Source organism: Martelella mediterranea DSM 17316 (assembly GCF_002043005.1).
In the GTDB taxonomy this organism is placed as follows: Bacteria; Pseudomonadota; Alphaproteobacteria; order Rhizobiales; family Rhizobiaceae; genus Martelella; species Martelella mediterranea.
In genome coordinates this window covers 35,003-52,190 of sequence record NZ_CP020333.1, presented here as the reverse complement: position 1 = coordinate 52,190, position 17,188 = coordinate 35,003, and the positions used below count along the sequence as shown (strand labels likewise).

17 protein-coding genes are annotated in these 17,188 nt (G+C 60.9%); 7 read left to right on the top strand and 10 right to left on the bottom strand.

The window, feature by feature from the left end:
• Window position 1 precedes the first annotated feature (1 nt).
• From Mame_RS25910 to Mame_RS25890, 5 genes are read right to left on the bottom strand one after another with little or no spacing between them, the layout of a single operon-like run.
• Window positions 2-745, bottom strand: a complete 744-nt coding sequence (locus Mame_RS25910) for an amino acid ABC transporter ATP-binding protein (RefSeq protein ID WP_018067061.1) — start codon at window positions 743-745, stop codon at window positions 2-4.
• A 47-nt stretch (window positions 746-792) separates the two neighbouring features.
• Window positions 793-1,452 (bottom strand): amino acid ABC transporter permease, encoded by a 660-nt coding sequence (locus tag Mame_RS25905; protein WP_018067062.1) that lies wholly within the window; start codon window positions 1,450-1,452, stop codon window positions 793-795.
• Between the two features lie 12 nt (window positions 1,453-1,464).
• A complete protein-coding gene (locus tag Mame_RS25900; RefSeq protein ID WP_018067063.1) occupies window positions 1,465-2,172 on the bottom strand; it encodes an amino acid ABC transporter permease in 708 nt (235 codons plus the stop codon).
• Between the two features lie 43 nt (window positions 2,173-2,215).
• Window positions 2,216-3,088 carry an amino acid ABC transporter substrate-binding protein gene (locus tag Mame_RS25895; RefSeq protein WP_026173871.1) on the bottom strand — a complete coding sequence of 291 codons (873 nt, stop codon included), beginning with the start codon at window positions 3,086-3,088 and terminating at the stop codon, window positions 2,216-2,218.
• A 29-nt stretch (window positions 3,089-3,117) separates the two neighbouring features.
• Complete coding sequence (locus tag Mame_RS25890; protein WP_026173872.1) at window positions 3,118-3,822, bottom strand: HAD-IA family hydrolase; 705 nt, start codon at window positions 3,820-3,822, stop codon at window positions 3,118-3,120.
• 225 nt (window positions 3,823-4,047) lie between these two features.
• Between Mame_RS25890 and Mame_RS25885 the strand changes: the two genes are divergently transcribed.
• Complete coding sequence (locus tag Mame_RS25885) at window positions 4,048-4,728, top strand: GntR family transcriptional regulator (protein WP_018067066.1); 681 nt, start codon at window positions 4,048-4,050, stop codon at window positions 4,726-4,728.
• A gap of 14 nt (window positions 4,729-4,742) precedes the next feature.
• Here the strand turns inward: Mame_RS25885 and Mame_RS27475 are convergent, their stop codons facing one another.
• From Mame_RS27475 to Mame_RS25875, 3 genes are all read right to left on the bottom strand, one after another.
• Window positions 4,743-5,063 carry an IS110 family transposase gene (locus tag Mame_RS27475; RefSeq protein ID WP_051085167.1) on the bottom strand — a complete coding sequence of 107 codons (321 nt, stop codon included), beginning with the start codon at window positions 5,061-5,063 and terminating at the stop codon, window positions 4,743-4,745.
• A 14-nt stretch (window positions 5,064-5,077) separates the two neighbouring features.
• Window positions 5,078-5,332: a hypothetical protein gene (locus Mame_RS27470; RefSeq protein ID WP_051085168.1), complete on the bottom strand. Its 255-nt coding sequence runs from the start codon at window positions 5,330-5,332 to the stop codon at window positions 5,078-5,080.
• A gap of 406 nt (window positions 5,333-5,738) precedes the next feature.
• Window positions 5,739-6,422 carry a GntR family transcriptional regulator gene (locus Mame_RS25875; RefSeq protein WP_018067068.1) on the bottom strand — a complete coding sequence of 228 codons (684 nt, stop codon included), beginning with the start codon at window positions 6,420-6,422 and terminating at the stop codon, window positions 5,739-5,741.
• Window positions 6,423-6,687: 265 nt separating this feature from the next.
• On the opposite strand from Mame_RS25875, the gene Mame_RS25870 reads away from it, so the two are divergent.
• The 6 genes from Mame_RS25870 (at window position 6,688) to Mame_RS25845 (ending at window position 14,939) form a co-directional block, all read left to right on the top strand.
• The gene (locus Mame_RS25870; RefSeq protein ID WP_018067069.1) at window positions 6,688-8,613 is read left to right on the top strand and encodes an ABC transporter substrate-binding protein; all 1,926 of its coding nucleotides are present in this window, start codon (window positions 6,688-6,690) and stop codon (window positions 8,611-8,613) included.
• Window positions 8,614-8,745: 132 nt separating this feature from the next.
• The gene (locus tag Mame_RS25865) at window positions 8,746-9,732 is read left to right on the top strand and encodes an ABC transporter permease (protein ID WP_018067070.1); all 987 of its coding nucleotides are present in this window, start codon (window positions 8,746-8,748) and stop codon (window positions 9,730-9,732) included.
• Window positions 9,729-10,874, top strand: a complete 1,146-nt coding sequence (locus Mame_RS25860; RefSeq protein WP_018067071.1) for an ABC transporter permease — start codon at window positions 9,729-9,731, stop codon at window positions 10,872-10,874. The genes Mame_RS25865 and Mame_RS25860 overlap by 4 nt, the downstream gene beginning before the upstream one ends.
• Window positions 10,871-12,556, top strand: a complete 1,686-nt coding sequence (locus Mame_RS25855) for an ABC transporter ATP-binding protein (protein ID WP_018067072.1) — start codon at window positions 10,871-10,873, stop codon at window positions 12,554-12,556. Before Mame_RS25860 ends, Mame_RS25855 begins: the two co-directional genes overlap by 4 nt.
• 13 nt (window positions 12,557-12,569) lie before the next feature.
• Window positions 12,570-13,775: a D-mannonate dehydratase ManD gene (gene manD / locus Mame_RS25850; protein WP_018067073.1), complete on the top strand. Its 1,206-nt coding sequence runs from the start codon at window positions 12,570-12,572 to the stop codon at window positions 13,773-13,775.
• 9 nt (window positions 13,776-13,784) lie between these two features.
• The gene (locus tag Mame_RS25845) at window positions 13,785-14,939 is read left to right on the top strand and encodes a mandelate racemase/muconate lactonizing enzyme family protein (protein ID WP_018067074.1); all 1,155 of its coding nucleotides are present in this window, start codon (window positions 13,785-13,787) and stop codon (window positions 14,937-14,939) included.
• Between the two features lie 77 nt (window positions 14,940-15,016).
• Here Mame_RS25845 and Mame_RS25840 read toward each other — a convergent pair whose 3' ends face one another.
• Together Mame_RS25840 and Mame_RS25835 are read right to left on the bottom strand one after the other, a co-directional pair.
• Window positions 15,017-16,048, bottom strand: a complete 1,032-nt coding sequence (locus Mame_RS25840; RefSeq protein WP_018067075.1) for a Gfo/Idh/MocA family protein — start codon at window positions 16,046-16,048, stop codon at window positions 15,017-15,019.
• 60 nt (window positions 16,049-16,108) lie between these two features.
• Window positions 16,109-17,188, bottom strand: coding sequence for an ABC transporter ATP-binding protein (locus Mame_RS25835; RefSeq protein ID WP_026173873.1), 1,080 nt, complete (start codon window positions 17,186-17,188; stop codon window positions 16,109-16,111).

Below are 17,188 nucleotides of genomic sequence, written 5' to 3'. Positions count from 1 at the left end.
GTCAGTGGACCAGAATGCGAGAGAGGAAAAGGCGTGCTCGTTCGGAGCTAGGAGAGGCAAAGAAGCGTTCGGTTTCCGCCTCCTCGATGATCGACCCGTGATCCATGAAGACCATCCGGTCCGCGGCGGCCTTGGCAAAACCCATCTCGTGGGTGACCACGATCATGGTCATGCCCTCCTGCGCAAGTTCGGTCATCACGGCGAGTACCTCGCCAATCATCTCGGGATCAAGCGCGGAGGTAGGCTCGTCGAAGAGCATGGCGACAGGGTCCATGGCGAGCGCCCTGACAATGGCGATGCGCTGCTGCTGGCCGCCGGAAAGCTGAGCAGGATAGGACTGCTTCTTGTCCAGCAATCCGACGCGCTTAAGAAGGCCCTCGGCCTTGCTCACCGCCTCGTCGCGGCTGCGCTTCAGCACATGGACCTGCGCCAGACAGATATTGTCGAGAACCGGCAGATGCGGGTAGAGCTCGAAATGCTGGAACACCATGCCGACACGCGCGCGGAGTTTCGCCGCCGCCCTACCCTTGCTCGGAAGCGCCTCGCCCTCGATCGTCACATGTCCCGAATTGGCCGGTTCAATCCCGTTGATGCATTTCACGAACGTGCTCTTGCCGGACCCGGATGGCCCGCAGACGACGACGACCTCACCGCGCCTGACGGTCAGGCTGCAGTCTTTCAGGACCTGCAGATGGCCATAGCGTTTGGACAGATTTTCGACCCTGATCATTTCGCGCGACGTCATTGGCATATCCAGTCATAGATGGGAGGACCGTGCGGACCGAGAATGGCTCAGGCACGGTCTCGCTTGGGTTTCAGCCGCTCGGCGAGCGCGCCGCCGAGCGTGCAGAGAATGAAGTAGACGACCGCCGCGAACACATACATCTCGACAATGCGGTTCTGCGTATTGGCGACAATGCTGGCGGAGGTCATGAAATCGTGGAGCGAGACGACGTAGACCAGCGACGTATCCTGAAACAGGATGACGCCCTGGGTGACCATGAGCGGCGCCATCTTCCGCAGGGCCTGCGGCAACACCACCAGCCGAATGGTTTGCAGATAGCCCAGTCCGCTTGCCTTGGCCGCCTGCCATTGGCCGGGACGCACGCTCTGCATGCCGGCTCTCAGAATCTCCGAGTAATAGGCCCCTTCGAACAGGACGAAGGCGATGATGACCGAGTGAAGCGCGCCAACCGGGCGGCCCACCGCCAGCGGGACCAGGAAGTAGAACCAGAAGATCACCAGGATCAGCGGTATCGCGCGGAAACCGTTGACATAGAGAGCGGCGACGGCGCTCACGAGGCGAAGTCTCGAAAGCCGCAGAATCGCAAGAACCAGCCCCAGCAACAGACCGCCGACCATGGCAATCCCAGTCAGCATAAAGCTCATCATCAAGCCTTTGCCGAGAAAAGGCAGGGCGTCGGCTATGATGGAGAAATCAAGTCCTGACATGTTTCCGCTTTCTCAGATGGTTCCCGGTAGCGCCGTGCGGCGCTCGACATGGCGCATGACCATCGTCACGGAGAGCGCAATCGATACGTATATGACAGTGGCGGCGGTGAACGCTTCGAAGCCCTGATAGGTGTAGCTTTCGATCTGCTGGGTACGCGCCGTCAGTTCGAAGACGCCGATTGTCAGCGCGATCGACGAGTTCTTGAAGATCGTCAGGAATTCGGAGGTCAGCGGCGGCACGATGACGCGGAAGGCCTGCGGAATGAGCACGTGGCGATAGGCTTGCGCGAGCGAAAGACCGGACGCTATCGCCGCCATCCTTTGGCCGGGCGGTAGCGCAGCAATGCCGGCGCTGACCTGCACGGCAACGCGCGACGAGGTGAACAGTCCCAGGGCGACGATGGCGGTCACCACCGCCGGATACGGCAGGTCGCGCTTCAACCACGTGCCTGCCGCGTCCGGAAGCAGTTCCGGGACCACGAAGAACCAGAGGAACATCTGCAGCAATAGCGGGATATTCCGGAACAGGCTGATAAAGCTGCGCGTCAGTAGCCTGATCCAGACATTTCCCGTGCTGTGAAGGACGCCGATAAAGGTTCCGATCGCAAGGGCTGCCACCCAGGCAACGAGTGAGATCACGATCGTCATCAGCGTGCCCCACACGAGCCACTGCAGATAAGGTTCCGAGAACAGAACAGCCCAGTTCCACGAATAGTTCATCCTTGCGTCCTTCCGTGCGCCAAAGCGGGATTGTTGCGGCGCCCTATTCCGGAATGGCGATCACATGAAAGACTGTCGCAAGGTCAGGCGAAAGCGGGACGCCCATCGGGTCGAACCACTGGCCGTAGAGCGCCTGCAATTCCCCCTCGCGCGAAAGCCGCGCCAATGTGGCATTCACGAGGGTCAGGAAGACGGTGCTGTTTTTCTGGACGAGAAAACCGTAGCTGTCGTAGGAGAGCGGTTTCCCGACGACCTCATACGCCGCGGGATCAACCGCCTTGTTTTTAAGCCCGAACAGCAGGATATCGTCGGTCGAGAATGCATCAGCGCGACCGGTCTGAAGCGCGAGGAAGCCTTCCGAATTATCCTTAACGGGGACGATCCGAACATTGAGGTCATCCTTTTCGACCAGGGACTTGATCAGCCGCTCCGGAACCGAATTGATCGGCAAGGCGATAGACTTGCCGTCAAGGTCGGCGAGTGCTGCTATCCCCGAACCGGCCTTCACCAGAAAGCGGGTATGGGAGATGAAGAACGGGTTCGAGAAATCGACCTGCGACTGCCGGCCGATCGTGTTGACGGCCGATTCGCAGGAGATGTCGACCGTGCCATTCGCCACGAGCGGAATCCGGTTCTGAAGGTTGACCGGGACCCACTCGATCTTCAGGTCCGGCAGATCAAGCGCAGTCTTCACCGTTTCGGCAACTTCCTTGCAGAGATCGGTCGAATAGCCGACCGGCCGGCCCTCTTTGTCAATGTAGGAGAAAGGAATCGAGGCCTCGCGGTAGCCGATCGAGATTGCGTTCTTCTCCCTGATCCGGTCAATCACCGCGTCGCTGGATTGGGCAAACGCGACGGTCGACGAGAGTAGCGAAGCCGCCATCATTGCGACCGCGGATAATGTGCGAAATTTCATGTCATTCCCCTTTTTGGTTTTCAGATTGATTAGGCGATTGCGTCCAGCAGTTCGGCCAGGCTTTCGACCGTCAGATCCGGCCGCGCCTCGGCGGCGCCTTCGCCGGAAAGTCCGAGCAGCCTTTGCGGGCGATTGATCCACGCGTTTTTCAGCCCCAGCTTGTTGGCCGGCGTGATGTCCGCCCGCAGGCTTTGGCCGACGTGAAGGATGCGGCTGCGCGGGATACCGAGCGCATCCAGGTCGGCGATGGCCGTATCGAAATGTTCCTGAGCAGGCTTGTAGGCGCCCACCCTTTCGGCCGTGACGACGATATCGAACCGTATGTCCATCTTCGCGCAAGAGGACGAAAGCGAGGCATTGTCGATGTTCGAGAGCGCGCCGATTTTGGCGCGTACCTGCAGCGTCTTCAGCCCTTCCGAGGCATCGGAATAAGCCGGCCATTCATGCGGCGTTCTTGAAAACGCCTCCCGTTGCCCGGCATCCACCGGGACGCCGAATTCGGCGGAGATGCGATCGAAGCAGCGGCGCAGTACCTCGGGATAGAGATGAGCCGGTCGCTCCTTCTGGATTTCCGCCCTGGCGCGATCGAAGGCCATGATCAGCTCTTCGCCATCCGCCTTCACGCCGGCCTTCCTTGCCCATTCTGTCAGAAAGGCAACGATGGAAGGCTCCCAGTCGATGAGGGTCCCATAGACATCAAAAGTGACGGCGTCGAAATCGGAGAGTCGCAACATCAGAAAATCCACATGGCTGTTATTTGGTATTTTTAGCGATAATCGTTAATCGATAATGTGTCAAGCGAGGTCATGATCGAGCAAATAGCTATTGTGCCAATAGGAGTTCGGGGATAAATCCATGTAAATATTGACTTATGAGGAAAGTTCGAGAAAAATTGACGGCAACCACGACACTGACGACGCGAATAATTATCGCTAAAATTTGCAGCAAGGACCGAGATTTTGAGCGACACGGATAACCCACAGGCGCGCCGTCATGGCGACAATCGGTCGGCAGCGACCCTCGTCATCGATGAACTGCGGACCGCGATCCTGCACAATCGCCTCGCCGGCGGCGAACGTGTCCGTCAGGATGCGGTTGCAACGCAGTATGGCGTCAGCCAGATGATCGTCAGGGAAGCCTTTAAGCAACTCACCGCCGAAGGTTTCCTGAAGGCCGAGCCGCGGCGCGGCGTCAGCGTCGCGGTCCTCAGCGCAGACGAGGCATGGGAAGTGTCACAGCTCCGCGCGCTTGTGGAGTGCCAGGCCCTGCGATGGGCCATTCCGAATATGGTGCGCGCCGACTTCATCCAATGCCAGGACGTTCTTGACGCGCTGGATGCCGCAAGCTCGGTTGACGCGAAGATCTCGCTCAACGCCCGCTTTCACGCACAACTCTATACCCCCGCCCGGCGGCCGAAAACGCTGGAACTGATCGAAAACCTGCGAATGAATTTCGAACGCTATTTGCGGTTTACCTGGGAAGAGACGCATCATAGCGAACAATCGCAAGCCGAACATCGGTCGATCCTGGAACTGTGCAAGATCCGCGACACCGAACGGGCGTGCGACACGCTTCGCAAGCACATCCTCGCGACCGGCGACTTGCTCGTCGAAAGCCTGAACGCGTCGCAACGTCTTTAGAGTATCCGTCTTGGTCAAGCTGCATTTCTTGACCATTTTCGATCATCGCGGATGAGTGCGTTTGCCAGTTCGATGAGCTTTCGTATGATTGCTGTCAGGGCGACTTTTCCGGGTTTTCCGGCGCTTTTCAGCGCCTCGTATTTTGCCTCCATCTGCGTGTTGAAGTGCATGGCGATGAGGGCCGGCATGTAGAGAGCGTCGCGCAGGAATTTTCGTCCCCCCTGAATGAAGGCCTTGCCGTGCCATTGACCCGATTGGCGGGTCATGGGCGCCAAACCCGCAAGGCTGGCGATTTGCTTTCGGCCAAGCACTCCGATCTCGGGGCATTCGATCAAGATCGCTGCCGCTGTCACCGGACCGATGCCGGGAATGGAGGTGAGGATGTCGAGCTTTCTGGCTTGCAGTCATCCTCGCGCAGGCGCGTTTCGATCTCGGCCTGGATGGCCGCGAGCTGGCGCTCGATCTGGGCGATGCGCGCCTTTGAGTGCCGCTTCGTCAGGGCAAGCGGTTGGGTCTTGATGCGGTTAAGCATCCGTGTACGGTCCTTGACGAGAGCGATGCGCTCGATCTGCAGTTCCTTGAGTTCATGCGCGGTTTCGTCCACAGGCCAGTCTGACTGAAGGTCAAAGGCTTATCCCATCTGCGCCAGCATGTGCGCATCGACGCGATAGGTCTTGGCGCGGCTGCCGCGCGCCTGGGCAAACCGGCGCGCCTGCAGCGGGTTGACCTTGACGAGCGGGAGGCGGGAGGCGGGAGCGCACTCAAAAGCGCCGTGATGTAAATCGGCACAGGGGTTCGCCGTCGATCAGCACGATAAGTATTTGAAATATTTAAAGCGTGTGGGGACCTGCTGCCAGGTCGAATAACATAGTAGGTCCTGAGTCTGGCAGCTCGCCTCTGAGGCTACATACTTGATGGCCCTGCTGATAAAACAGCATGGCGGTCACTTGGCGACCCAATACGTCCAGATCCTGCCGAGCGCGCGATGACCGCAACATCGAAACGGGAAATCAGGTGCCTAGCCTGTGGCCGGCATCGCTGCCGCGCATCTGCTCAATGATATGGCGGCCGGCCGCCGCGACGTGGGTGGCGATGATATCGGCGGCCGCGTCGGCATCCTGGCTGCGGAGCGCCTCCAGCAGCGCGCGGTGTTCGCGCAAGACGTCATTCCGGCGTTTCGGCGATATCCTGAAGGGTCGGCTGATCGCGCCCAGAATATCACGATGGCGCCACCACAGCTCGACGGCATGGTGGTTGTAGTGACGATCGTACATCCGGCGGTGGAACAGCGTATCCAGCCGGGAATGTTCGGCATCGTCGCTCTCGGGGTCGAGTGCTTCCATTTCGGCGCATATCTGTTCGAGAAACCGCAGGTCTTCTGTCGTTGCCATGCCGACATACCAGCGGGTCAGCTTCGGCTCGATCAACATCTCGATCTCGACGATGTCGCGAACGAAATCCGCATCCATCGGCCGCACCCAGGCGCCGCGATTGGTCTCCATGATCACGAAGCCCTCACCGCGCAGCTGCTGCAACGCCTCGCGCACCGGGTTGGTCGAGGTGCCCATGCGCCGAGCGAGTTCGGATACCTTCAAGCGCTCGTGCGGCTTGACGCGACCGTGAACGATATCATCGCGCAGGCGGTCATAGACCGACGTTTCCTCGTTCGACGCCCTGGTCGTCCGACCTTCCATAACATTCATCCATCGGCCCCGTTTGTTTCGTCGCCGTCAATTTACTGAAACCGATCAGGGTCGACAATGGACGATATCAAATTAAATAACGCATCATAATTGACATATAATGTACGATATGGTCGATTTCGCGTAACGAAGCGATGGGGAGCATCCTTCGTTGTCTGCATCTGGACCGGGAGCCCATGCAGCGAAAAAGACGCATTACGGAAAGCGGCCCCGGCCGTGAAAACCGATTGGCCCTTTGAAAGGGGCGGGAGGAAACATGATTCTGTCGAAAGCACTGAAGCGAGCCGCATTGTCGACGGCTCTGGCGCTGGCGTTTGCAAGCGCGGCGGGCGCGGTGGATTATCACCAGGCACCTATGTTGGATGAAAAGGTTGCCGATGGCACGCTGCCGCCGGTCGCCGAACGCCTGCCGGAGAACCCCTATGTCGAGACCATGGTCGATTCCATCGGCGATTACGGCGGCACGCTGCGCACCACCATTCTCGCCAATGGCGACCATTACAATCTGACCCGCACGGTCGCAAACGAGCTTCTGGTGCGGTGGGACCCGGCCTGGGAAAAGATCGAACCGTCGCTGGCCGAAGAGGTCACCGTCTCAGAAGACGCGACGACTTACACGATCAAGCTGCGCAAGGGCCTGAAATGGTCAGATGGCGAGCCCTTCACCGTCGACGACATCATGTTCTGGTACGAAGACGTGTTCATGAACGAGTCGCTGACGCCTTCCAAGAGCTCGAGCTTTGTTGCCGGCGGCGAGCCGGTGAAGGTCACCAAAATCGACGACGACACTGTCGAGTTCAAATTCGCCGTGCCCTATGGCCTGTTCCTGCAGCAGCTTGCCTATGGCCAGGGCCACCAGCCGGTGATCTTCCCGAAGCACTACCTCAAGCAGTTCCACGAAAAGTATAATGCCGAAGGCATTCCGGCGCTTCTGGACGAAAATCCGGCCGCCAATGATTGGGTGTCGCTGTTCAACTCCAAGGTCTCGCTGACCTTCCAGCCGGCCTATTGGCAGAATGTCGACCTTCCGACCATGAACCCGTGGATCCTGACGGTGCCCTATGCCGACGGCGAGCGCGTGGCGGTGACCCGCAACCCCTATTATTGGAAGGTCGATCCGGACGGCAACCAGCTTCCCTATATCGATAACGTGACTTGGGCGAAGGTCGACGATCCGCAGCTCATGGTGCTGAAGATGACCTCGGGCGAGTTCGATTTCGCCTTCCGCCACATCAACAACGCCACCTTCCGTTCTGTTCTTTATGATGGCCAGGAAAGCGGCAATTACCACTTCATCGATGTTCAGGACCTGCCCGCCAACGATGCGGTTCTTCTGCTGAACCTCAACACCGATGATCCGGTCAAGCACGAGATCTTTAACAACAAGGACTTCCGCATCGCGCTCAGCCATGCGATCGATCGTCAGGACATCATCGACCTGATCTATGTGGGTCAGGGCCGGCCGGCCCAGGTTGCGGTGCAGCCTTCGCACGAACTCTACAACGAGACCCAGGCCACCCAATACACCGAGTATGATCCCGATCTCGCCAACGAGATGCTGGACCAGATCATGCCTGAAAAGGACGGCGAAGGCTTCCGCCTCGGCCCCGACGGCAATCGCTTCACCATCAACTTCATGGTGTCCGACGTCTTCGGTCTGTCCTATCCGGACGTCATGCAGATGGTGCAGGAATACGCCGCCGATGTCGGCCTCGACATCCAGATCCGCACCACCGACCGCGCGCGCCTCAACACCATGTGGAGCGCCAACGAGCAGGACGCCTATATCTGGAATTGCGTCGGCGGGCTCTCCGAAGTCTATACCGACGTAAGATGCTACATGCCGTTCCAGCATGCCGACATCTTCTTCGCGACCAAATGGTCGGATTGGTATTCGGACCATGCCAAGGGCGAGGAACCGCCGGAAAACGTCAAGGAACTGATGGCGGCCTATGACAAGGTGAACGAGGCCGTGAGCGATGAAGATCGCAAGGCGCGCATGGAGGAATTTCTCGAACTTTCCGCCAACGCCTTCCTCAATATCGGCATCGTCAGCCCGGAACCGAAATACATGATGGTCTCCAACGACCTGAAGAATGTCTATGACGGCATTCCGATCAACGGCATCCTCTGGCATCCGGCCCCGACGCTGAGCCAGTGGTATTTCGACGACGGCGAATAAAGGCCGGCCACTGCAGGCGACACCTCCTCCTGTCGCCTGCCCGGCATTTCCCCGGCGGCGCCCTCGCGTCGCCGGGGCGAAGATAAGGCCGAGGCTGCCTGAGGCTCTTGCCTGTTCCAGGGACACACCATCATGCTCACTTTTCTGGCAAAACGGCTGCTCTACGCCGTCCCGACACTGTTTGCAGTGTCGATCATCGCCTTCATCATCATCCAGCTTCCGCCCGGTGATTACCTCACCACGCTAATGGCCGACTGGGCGAGCCAGGGTGGCGCGGTGGAAGCCGGCACGGTCGCCGCCATGCGCGAACGCTACGGCCTCGATCAGCCGATCTACATCCAGTACTACAAGTGGATATGGGGTATTCTGACCCGCGGTGACTTCGGCATGTCATTCGAATACGGCAAGCCGGTCTCCGACCTGATCTGGTCGCGGCTCGGTTTCTCGTTCCTGCTCGCCTTCCTGACGCTGATCTTCTCCTGGGTGATCGCCGTGCCGATCGGCATTCTGTCGGCCGTGCGCCAGTACTCGATCGCCGACTACGCCGCCACCTTCATAGCCTTCGTGTTCCTGGCGCTGCCGAATTTCGTGCTGGCGCTGGCGCTGATGTATGCGATGTCGTCCTGGTTCGGACAGAGTGTCGGCGGGCTGTTCTCACCGGCCTACATTGATGCGCCGTGGAGCTGCGCCAAGCTTTGGGACTTCGCCAAGCATGTCTGGCTGCCCGTCTTCGCGATCGGCACGGGCTCGCTTGCCGCCCTCGTCAGGATCATGCGCGCCAACCTTCTTGATGAGCTGCGCAAGCCCTACGTCACCACCGCGCGTGCCAAGGGTGTTTCTGAATTCCAGCTGCTGATGCGCTATCCGGTGCGTATCGCGCTCAACCCACTGATCTCGGCGCTCGGCTGGATCCTGCCCGCCGCCGTGTCGACCGAGATCCTGGTTTCCGTGGTCATGAGCCTGCCTACCACAGGGCCGCTGCTTCTGCGCTCGCTACTCGCCCAGGACATGTATCTCGCCGGATCGCTCATCCTGTTGATCTCGGTCCTGACCATCATCGGAACGCTGGTCTCCGACATTCTCCTGGCAATCGCCGACCCTAGGATCAGACTGCAATGACCGACACAGCCACTCCCGCAGCGGATGTCCTTCGCGATCCGCGCGCCAACGAACTCGCGGTCGCCGGCCAGTGGAAACTGTTCTGGCTGCGCTTCCGGCGCCATCGCCTCGCCGTGGTCAGCCTGATCGTCGTGATCGCGCTCTATCTGATCGCGGCCTTTGCTCAGTTCATCGCGCCGTTCGACCCGAACGAAACCAATGCCCGTTTCACCTATGCGCCACCGCAGTCCGTCTCGCTTTTCTACGACGGCCGCTTCGCGCCGCATGTCTCGGGGCTCGAAATGACGCTCAACAAGGAATCCATGCGTCGGGAATTCACCCATGATGCCGATCATCCGGTGTTCATCGATTTCCTGGCACCGTCCGAGCCCTATACGCTGTTGGGATTCCTGACCGTTGAAACCCGGCTGTTCGGCATAAACGACCCCAAGCGCGGTGATAGTCTCTACCTTTTCGGGGCAGACAGGCTTGGGCGCGACATCTTCTCGCGGGTGATCTACGGTGCACAGATATCGCTCTCGATCGGCCTCGTCGGCGTTTTCCTGAGCCTTATCCTCGGCGTCACCATCGGCGGTATCTCGGGCTTCTTTGGCGGCTTCACCGATGTCGTCATCCAGCGCATCATCGAGCTGCTCCGCTCGATCCCGACCATCCCGCTGTGGATGGGGCTGGCGGCCGCCATTCCGGTTGGCTGGCCACCGCTTCGGACCTATTTCTTCATTACCCTGATCGTCTCGCTGATCGGCTGGACTGCGCTTGCCCGCGAGGTGCGGGGCAAGTTCCTGTCGATGCGCAACGAGGATTTCGTCACCGCCGCGAGGCTCGACGGCATGGGCGAAATCGCGATCATCTTTCATCATCTCGTTCCCTCCTTCATCAGCCACATCATCGCGACGCTGACGCTTGCCATCCCGACCATGATCCTCGCCGAAACGGCGCTCTCCTTCCTCGGCATCGGACTCCAGCCGCCGATCATCTCCTGGGGCACGCTCTTGCAGGAGGCTCAGAACATCCGCGCGGTCGCGCAGGCGCCATGGCTCTTGTTCACGCCCGCCGCCGCGATCGTCATCGCCGTGCTGGCCCTGAACTTCCTCGGCGATGGCCTGCGCGATGCCGCCGATCCCTATGGAGCGACCTCATGAGCGACAACACCATCCTGAAGGTCGAGAACCTGAAGACCTCGTTTCCGACGCGACGCGGCGTGTTCAAGGCGGTCGACGATGTCTCCTTCACGCTCGAACGCGGCCGCACGCTGGCGATCGTCGGGGAAAGCGGCTCGGGCAAGTCGGTCACCGCCCGCTCGATCCTGCAGATCATCGACTATCCCGGCCGCATCGACAGTGGCGCCATCCACTTCACCCGCGCCGATGGCTCGACCGTCGATATCGCGACGCTCGATCCGCGCGGCCGCGCCATCCGCGACATTCGCGGCAAGGAGATCGCGATGATCTTCCAGGAGCCGATGAGTTCGCTCTCGCCGGTTCACCGGGTCGGCGACCAGATCGGCGAGGCGTTGCGCATCCACGAGAGGATCTCGCGCGTCGACGAGCGCCTGCGCGTCATCGAGCTCCTGAAGCAGGTGGAAATTCCGAACCCGGAAACGGCGATCGACCGCTACACGTTCGAGTTTTCCGGCGGCATGCGCCAGCGGGTCATGATCGCGATGGCGCTCGCCTGCAACCCGCATCTGCTGATCGCCGACGAGCCGACGACGGCGCTCGATGTCACCACCCAAGCGGAAATCCTCGACCTGATCCGCAGACTGCAGAAGGCCCATGGCATGGCGGTGATCTTCATCACCCACGACATGGGCGTGGTCGCCGAAATCGCCGACGACGTGCTGGTGATGTATCGCGGCAAGGTGCGCGAGAGCGGCCCGGTCGAGCAGATATTCCATGCGCCCCAGGACGATTATACCCGCGACCTTATCGGTTCTGTGGTCAAGCTCGAGCAGAAGGCCGAGATCCGGCTGAAGCGCGATCCGCTACCGACGGACGACGCCCCGCTGCTCGCCGTCAAGGACATGACGCTAACCTTCCCCAACGGTCTGACGGCGGTCGACAATGTGTCACTGACGGTCCGCTCCGGCGAGACGCTCGGCATCGTCGGCGAGAGCGGATCCGGCAAGACCACGATGGGCCGCTGCCTGCTGCGCATCTATGAACCCGATGCCGGGTGCGTCGAATTCCGCCGCGCCGACGGCCAAATCGATGAGGTGCTGGGTGCAAGCAGCGCAAAGCTGAAATCGATTCGCCGCGAAATCCGGATGATCTTTCAGGACCCCGTCGGCTCGCTCAGCCCCCGCAAGACCGTGGGAGAGATCATCGCCGAGCCGCTGAGACTGGCAGGCATGCGCGGCAAGGAGCGGGAAGACGAGGTCTGCCGGCTGATGGAACAGGTCGGGCTGGAGCCTTCCTGGCGCGAGCGCTATCCGCATGCCTTTTCCGGTGGCCAGCGCCAGCGCATCGGCATCGCCCGTGCCATATCGGTCAAACCGCGGCTGATCATCGCCGACGAGGCGACCTCGGCGCTCGACGTGTCGCTGCGTTCGCAGATGCTCGACCTGATGATGCAACTCCAGGACGAGATGGGCCTCTCCTACATCTTCATCTCCCATGACATGTCGGTGATCCGCTACATGTGCGACCGGGTGGCCGTGATGTATCGCGGCCAGATCGTCGAGACCGGGGGGACCGAACAGGTCGTCAATGATCCGCAACACCGCTACACCCAGGCGCTGCTTTCCGCCATTCCCAATCCCGATCCCCGCCATCCGAGGCTGCGCGACCGGTTCAGATATGTCGCCGAAACGGCGGCTCCATAAACGGACAACAAGCATGAAAATCACCGACGTCAAAGTCATCGTCAGCTCCCCCGGACGCAACTTCGTCACCGTCAAAATCTTCACCGACGAGGGCCTCACCGGCATCGGCGACGCCACCCTGAACGGTCGCGAAAAAGCCGTCGTCGCCTATCTCGAGGACCATCTGGTGCCGATCCTGATCGGCCGTGACCCATCGCGGATCGAAGACACGTGGCAGTATTTCTACAAGGGCGCCTACTGGCGGCGCGGCCCGGTCACCATGGCCGCGATCGCCGGCATCGACACCGCGCTCTGGGACATCAAGGCCAAGGCCGCCGGCATGCCGCTTTACCAACTCCTCGGCGGGGCAAGCCGCGAGAAGATGCTGTGCTACACTCATGCCCAGGGCACGGAGATTTCCGAAGCCGTTGAGGCGGTCGCCGAAAAGATCGAGCAGGGCTACCACGCTGTGCGCGCGCAGGTCGGCATTCCCGGGCTTCCGGCCGTCTACGGCACCGACAAGTCGGCGACCAACGTCGCCGCGCTCAACAACCTGCCGCATGAGGAAGTCTGGTCGACGCCGAAATATCTGCGGCACATCCCAAAGCTGTTTGCGGCACTGCGGGAAAAGCTCGGCGACGACGTCGAGCTGCTGCACGATGCCCACCACCGCCTGACGCCGCTAGAAGCCGCGCGTCTTGGCAGGGACCTCGAGCCCTACCGGCTGTTCTGGCTGGAAGATACGGTCGCGGCCGAGCATCAGGAGGGTTTCCGTCTGATCCGCAAGCACACCGTGACGCCGCTTGCCGTCGGCGAGGTGTTCAACACCATCTGGGACGCAAGGCTCTTAATCGAGGAACAGCTCATCGACTACATCCGCATGACCACGGTGCATGCCGGCGGGGTGACGCCGCTGCGCCGGATCATGGATTTCGCCTCGGTCTACAATGTCCGCACCGCCTGCCATGGCGCGATGGACATGTCGCCGGTCTGCCTTGCGGCGAACCTGCATCTCGGCCTCTGGGCGCCAAATTTCGGCATTCAGGAGTATACGCCCTATCTGCCGGAAACGCTGGAGGTCTTCCCCGGTGCATGGACGGCAAAGGACGGCTATCTCCACCCCGGAAACGCACCCGGTCACGGCGTCGAGATCGACGAAGCGCTGGCGGCAAGATACCCCTACGAGCGTTCCTACCTGCCGGTGAACCGGCTGGAAGACGGCACGCTCTGGCACTGGTGAGGAAATTCCATGAAAATTACTGCAATCCGACCCTATGCCGCCCGCGTCGGCATCCGCAACCAGCTTCTGGTCAAGGTCGAGACCGACAATGGGCTTTACGGTTGGGGCGAAAGCGGTCTCTCCGGCCGCGAAATGGCGGTGATCGGCGCCATCGAACACTATGCCGGTTTCCTCGTCGGGCGTGACCCGATGGCGATCTCGGCGCTCTGGCAGGAAATGTATCGCAGCCAGTATTTCGAAGGCGGTCGGGTGCTGCAGGCCGCCGTCTCCGCCATCGACATCGCGCTTTACGACATCAAGGGCAAGGCGCTCGGCGTGCCGGTCTATGAACTGCTCGGCGGCAAGAACCGCAATTTCATCCCGACATTCGCCACCACCTCCGCCGCGCCCGGCCCGGAGATGATCGAGCAGGCGAAGGCGCTGATGGAGGCGGGGTGGAAGGCAATGCGGCTTTCGGTCTCGGGACACGAGGAGAAGGAAGTTTACGAGCCGCGGGAGCACATCGCCGAAACCGCGCGCTGGTGCGTCGAGGCCCGCAAGGCCCTGGGCGACACGATCGTCCTCGGTGTCGATTTTCACCATCGGCTGAACGTCGCCGAGGCCGCGAGCTTTTGCCAGAAGATGCCGTCCGGAACGCTCGATTTCATCGAGGAGCCGATCCGCGACGAAACGCCCGAGGCCTATGAAAGCCTTCGTCGGATGACCGATATTCCGTTCGCCATCGGCGAGGAATTCGCGTCCAAATGGCAATTCCTGCCCTATATCGAACGCGACATCCACCAGTTCAACCGCCTCGATGTCTGCAATGTCGGCGGATTGACGGAGGCAATGAAGGTCGCCGGCTGGAGCGAGGCACACTACGTCGACATGATGCCGCACAATCCGCTCGGCCCCGTCTGCACCGCCGCGACCCTGCACTTTTCCGCAGCCGTCGCCAATTTCGCCTGGCTGGAAACCCGTTCGAGCCCGGTCGAGACGCATCTTGGTTTCGACGATGCAACTCTGTTTCCGGTACGCCCGGTGCTCGAAGGCGCCGTCTACCGCATTCCGGAAGGGCCTGGGCTGGGCATCGAAGTGGACGAAGCGCTGTTGCAGGAGGCCGTCTACCAACCGTGGGAAGCCCCTCACCTCAAACGCCGCGACGGCTCTGTCACCAACTGGTAGCCGCTCCTGACGGCCGCCTTCCCAGGTTCAATCCTCCTGAAGAGGGCGGTGGCCGTGCGATAGGGGTTGGTTTAATCTTAGCCCTCGAACGGAAATCTGAGGTCGATGGCCTGACGCCACTGGTCCATCACCTCCATATTGGCAATGCTCTCCGCCCGGCTCATTCCAGGGGCTGAAAAACCGGTTCCGCCCGATGCAATTGCAGCATGCACAGCATCGGCCTCGTAGGCGTAAAGCCAGCCATCATCGGTAAAGGGGAGCGCTGTGTGATTGCCGTCGCGATCGTATAGATTGATCGTCGCGGTTCCGCCTTCGCGGCCGCCGGCGAACCAGAAATCGCTGACCGCGATCCGGCCCTCGCTACCCATGATCCACAGCACGTTGTCCTGATTGACCTGCACCGAGCAGGCCACTTCAGCGACGATGCCGTTTTCAAAGGTCAGGATCGCTGCGGCCCATTCATCTACCCCGGTTGCGCCGATCCGGCCCGAACCGGAAAGGCTGACAGGGTCGAGAAAGTCCCTGCCTGCTGAGGCGCCGGCAATCAGCCGGGCCATGGACACGGGATAGCCGCCGACATCGAGTATGCCGCCGCCGGCGAGCCCGGCATTGAGCAGCCTGTGCTCGGGACCGGCATCGCCGATATCGAAGCCGAAGGAGGAACGGATCATCCGAACCTCTCCGACCGCACCGTCGCGTACAAGATCGATAAGCTTCTGCGTCATCGGATGCAGGCGATACATATAGGCCTCGCCCATGAATACGCCGGCCTGCTCCGCTTCAGCATAGACGGTGCGCGCCTCGTCCGCCGTGATGGTGATCGGCTTTTCGACAAGCACATGCTTGCCGGCGCGAGCGCATTTCACGGCCCATTCGGCGTGCTCTGTGTGTGGCGTCGCGATATAGACAGCATCGATCGCAGCATCATCCAGCAGCGCCTGATAACCGTCGTAGCAAGGGATACCCGGGAAGTGTTCGGCAAGCGCCGGGCGCGGATTGCGCGAGGCGATCGCCGTCAGGCGCCCGGTTTTCGAATGATGCAGGCCGCCGGCGAAGGCGCGGGCGATCGTGCCTGGGCCGATGATGCCCCAGTTGAGATGGTCTTTCATGATAGTGTCAGCTCCTCCGCTTACCGGGCTTGCAATGGTTAACGCTCGTCGCCGAAGGTATCAGGCCTCTTGCAAGGCGGTGACCGGTTCGACACGCCGGCCGGTCCTGGCATCGAAGAGATGCAGCTTTCCGGCGTCGGGCAGGATATTGAGCCTCTCGCCGGGCCGGGCCTCGACCCGCTCGCGGAAGGCGGCCGTTACCGGCGCTCCGGCAAATTCCGCCATCACCTGCGTTTCCGAGCCGGTCGGCTCGACCGTCAGCACCTCGACGGAAATGCCGGCGGGGGCGAAGCTGAAATGTTCGGGCCGGACGCCAAGGACGATCTCGCCATCTGCAAGACCGGCGGCGGCGGCGCCGAGCGCGATCCGGGAGCCGTCGGCGGCGACGAACTCGCCGCCCTTCAACCCGCCCTCGAACATGTTCATCGACGGTGAGCCAATGAAGCTCGCGACGAAGCGGTTGGACGGACGGTCGTAGAGTTCCAGCGGCGTTCCCATCTGTTCGATGATGCCGTCATGCATCACTACGATCCGGTCTGCCATGGTCATGGCCTCGATCTGGTCGTGGGTAACGTAAACGGTCGTTGTCTTCAGCCGCTGATGGTTCTGCTTGATCTCGGAGCGCATCTGCACGCGCAATTTGGCATCTAGATTGGAAAGCGGCTCATCGAACAGGTAGACTTGGGGATTACGCACGATCGCGCGACCCATGGCGACGCGCTGGCGCTGGCCGCCGGAAAGCTGGCGCGGATAGCGGTCGAGATAGGGATCGAGGCTGAGCATCGCCGCCGCGGCCGCCACCCGCGCGTCCAGTTCGGTCTTTTCGACGCGGGCGAGTTTCAGCGAGAACCCCATGTTCTCCTTCACCGTCATATGCGGATAGAGGGCGTAGGACTGGAACACCATGGCGATGTCGCGATCCTTGGGCGGCAGGCTGTTGACCACCTTTCCGGCAATCGAGATTTCCCCGGAGGTGATCGCCTCGAGCCCCGCGATCATGCGCAGCAGCGTCGACTTGCCACAGCCCGACGGGCCGACCAGGATCACGAACTCGCCGTCGTGGATATCGAGCGACACCCCGTGCAGCACTTCGACGGCGCCATAGTTCTTGCGCACATTGCACACGCTCATTGCACCCAT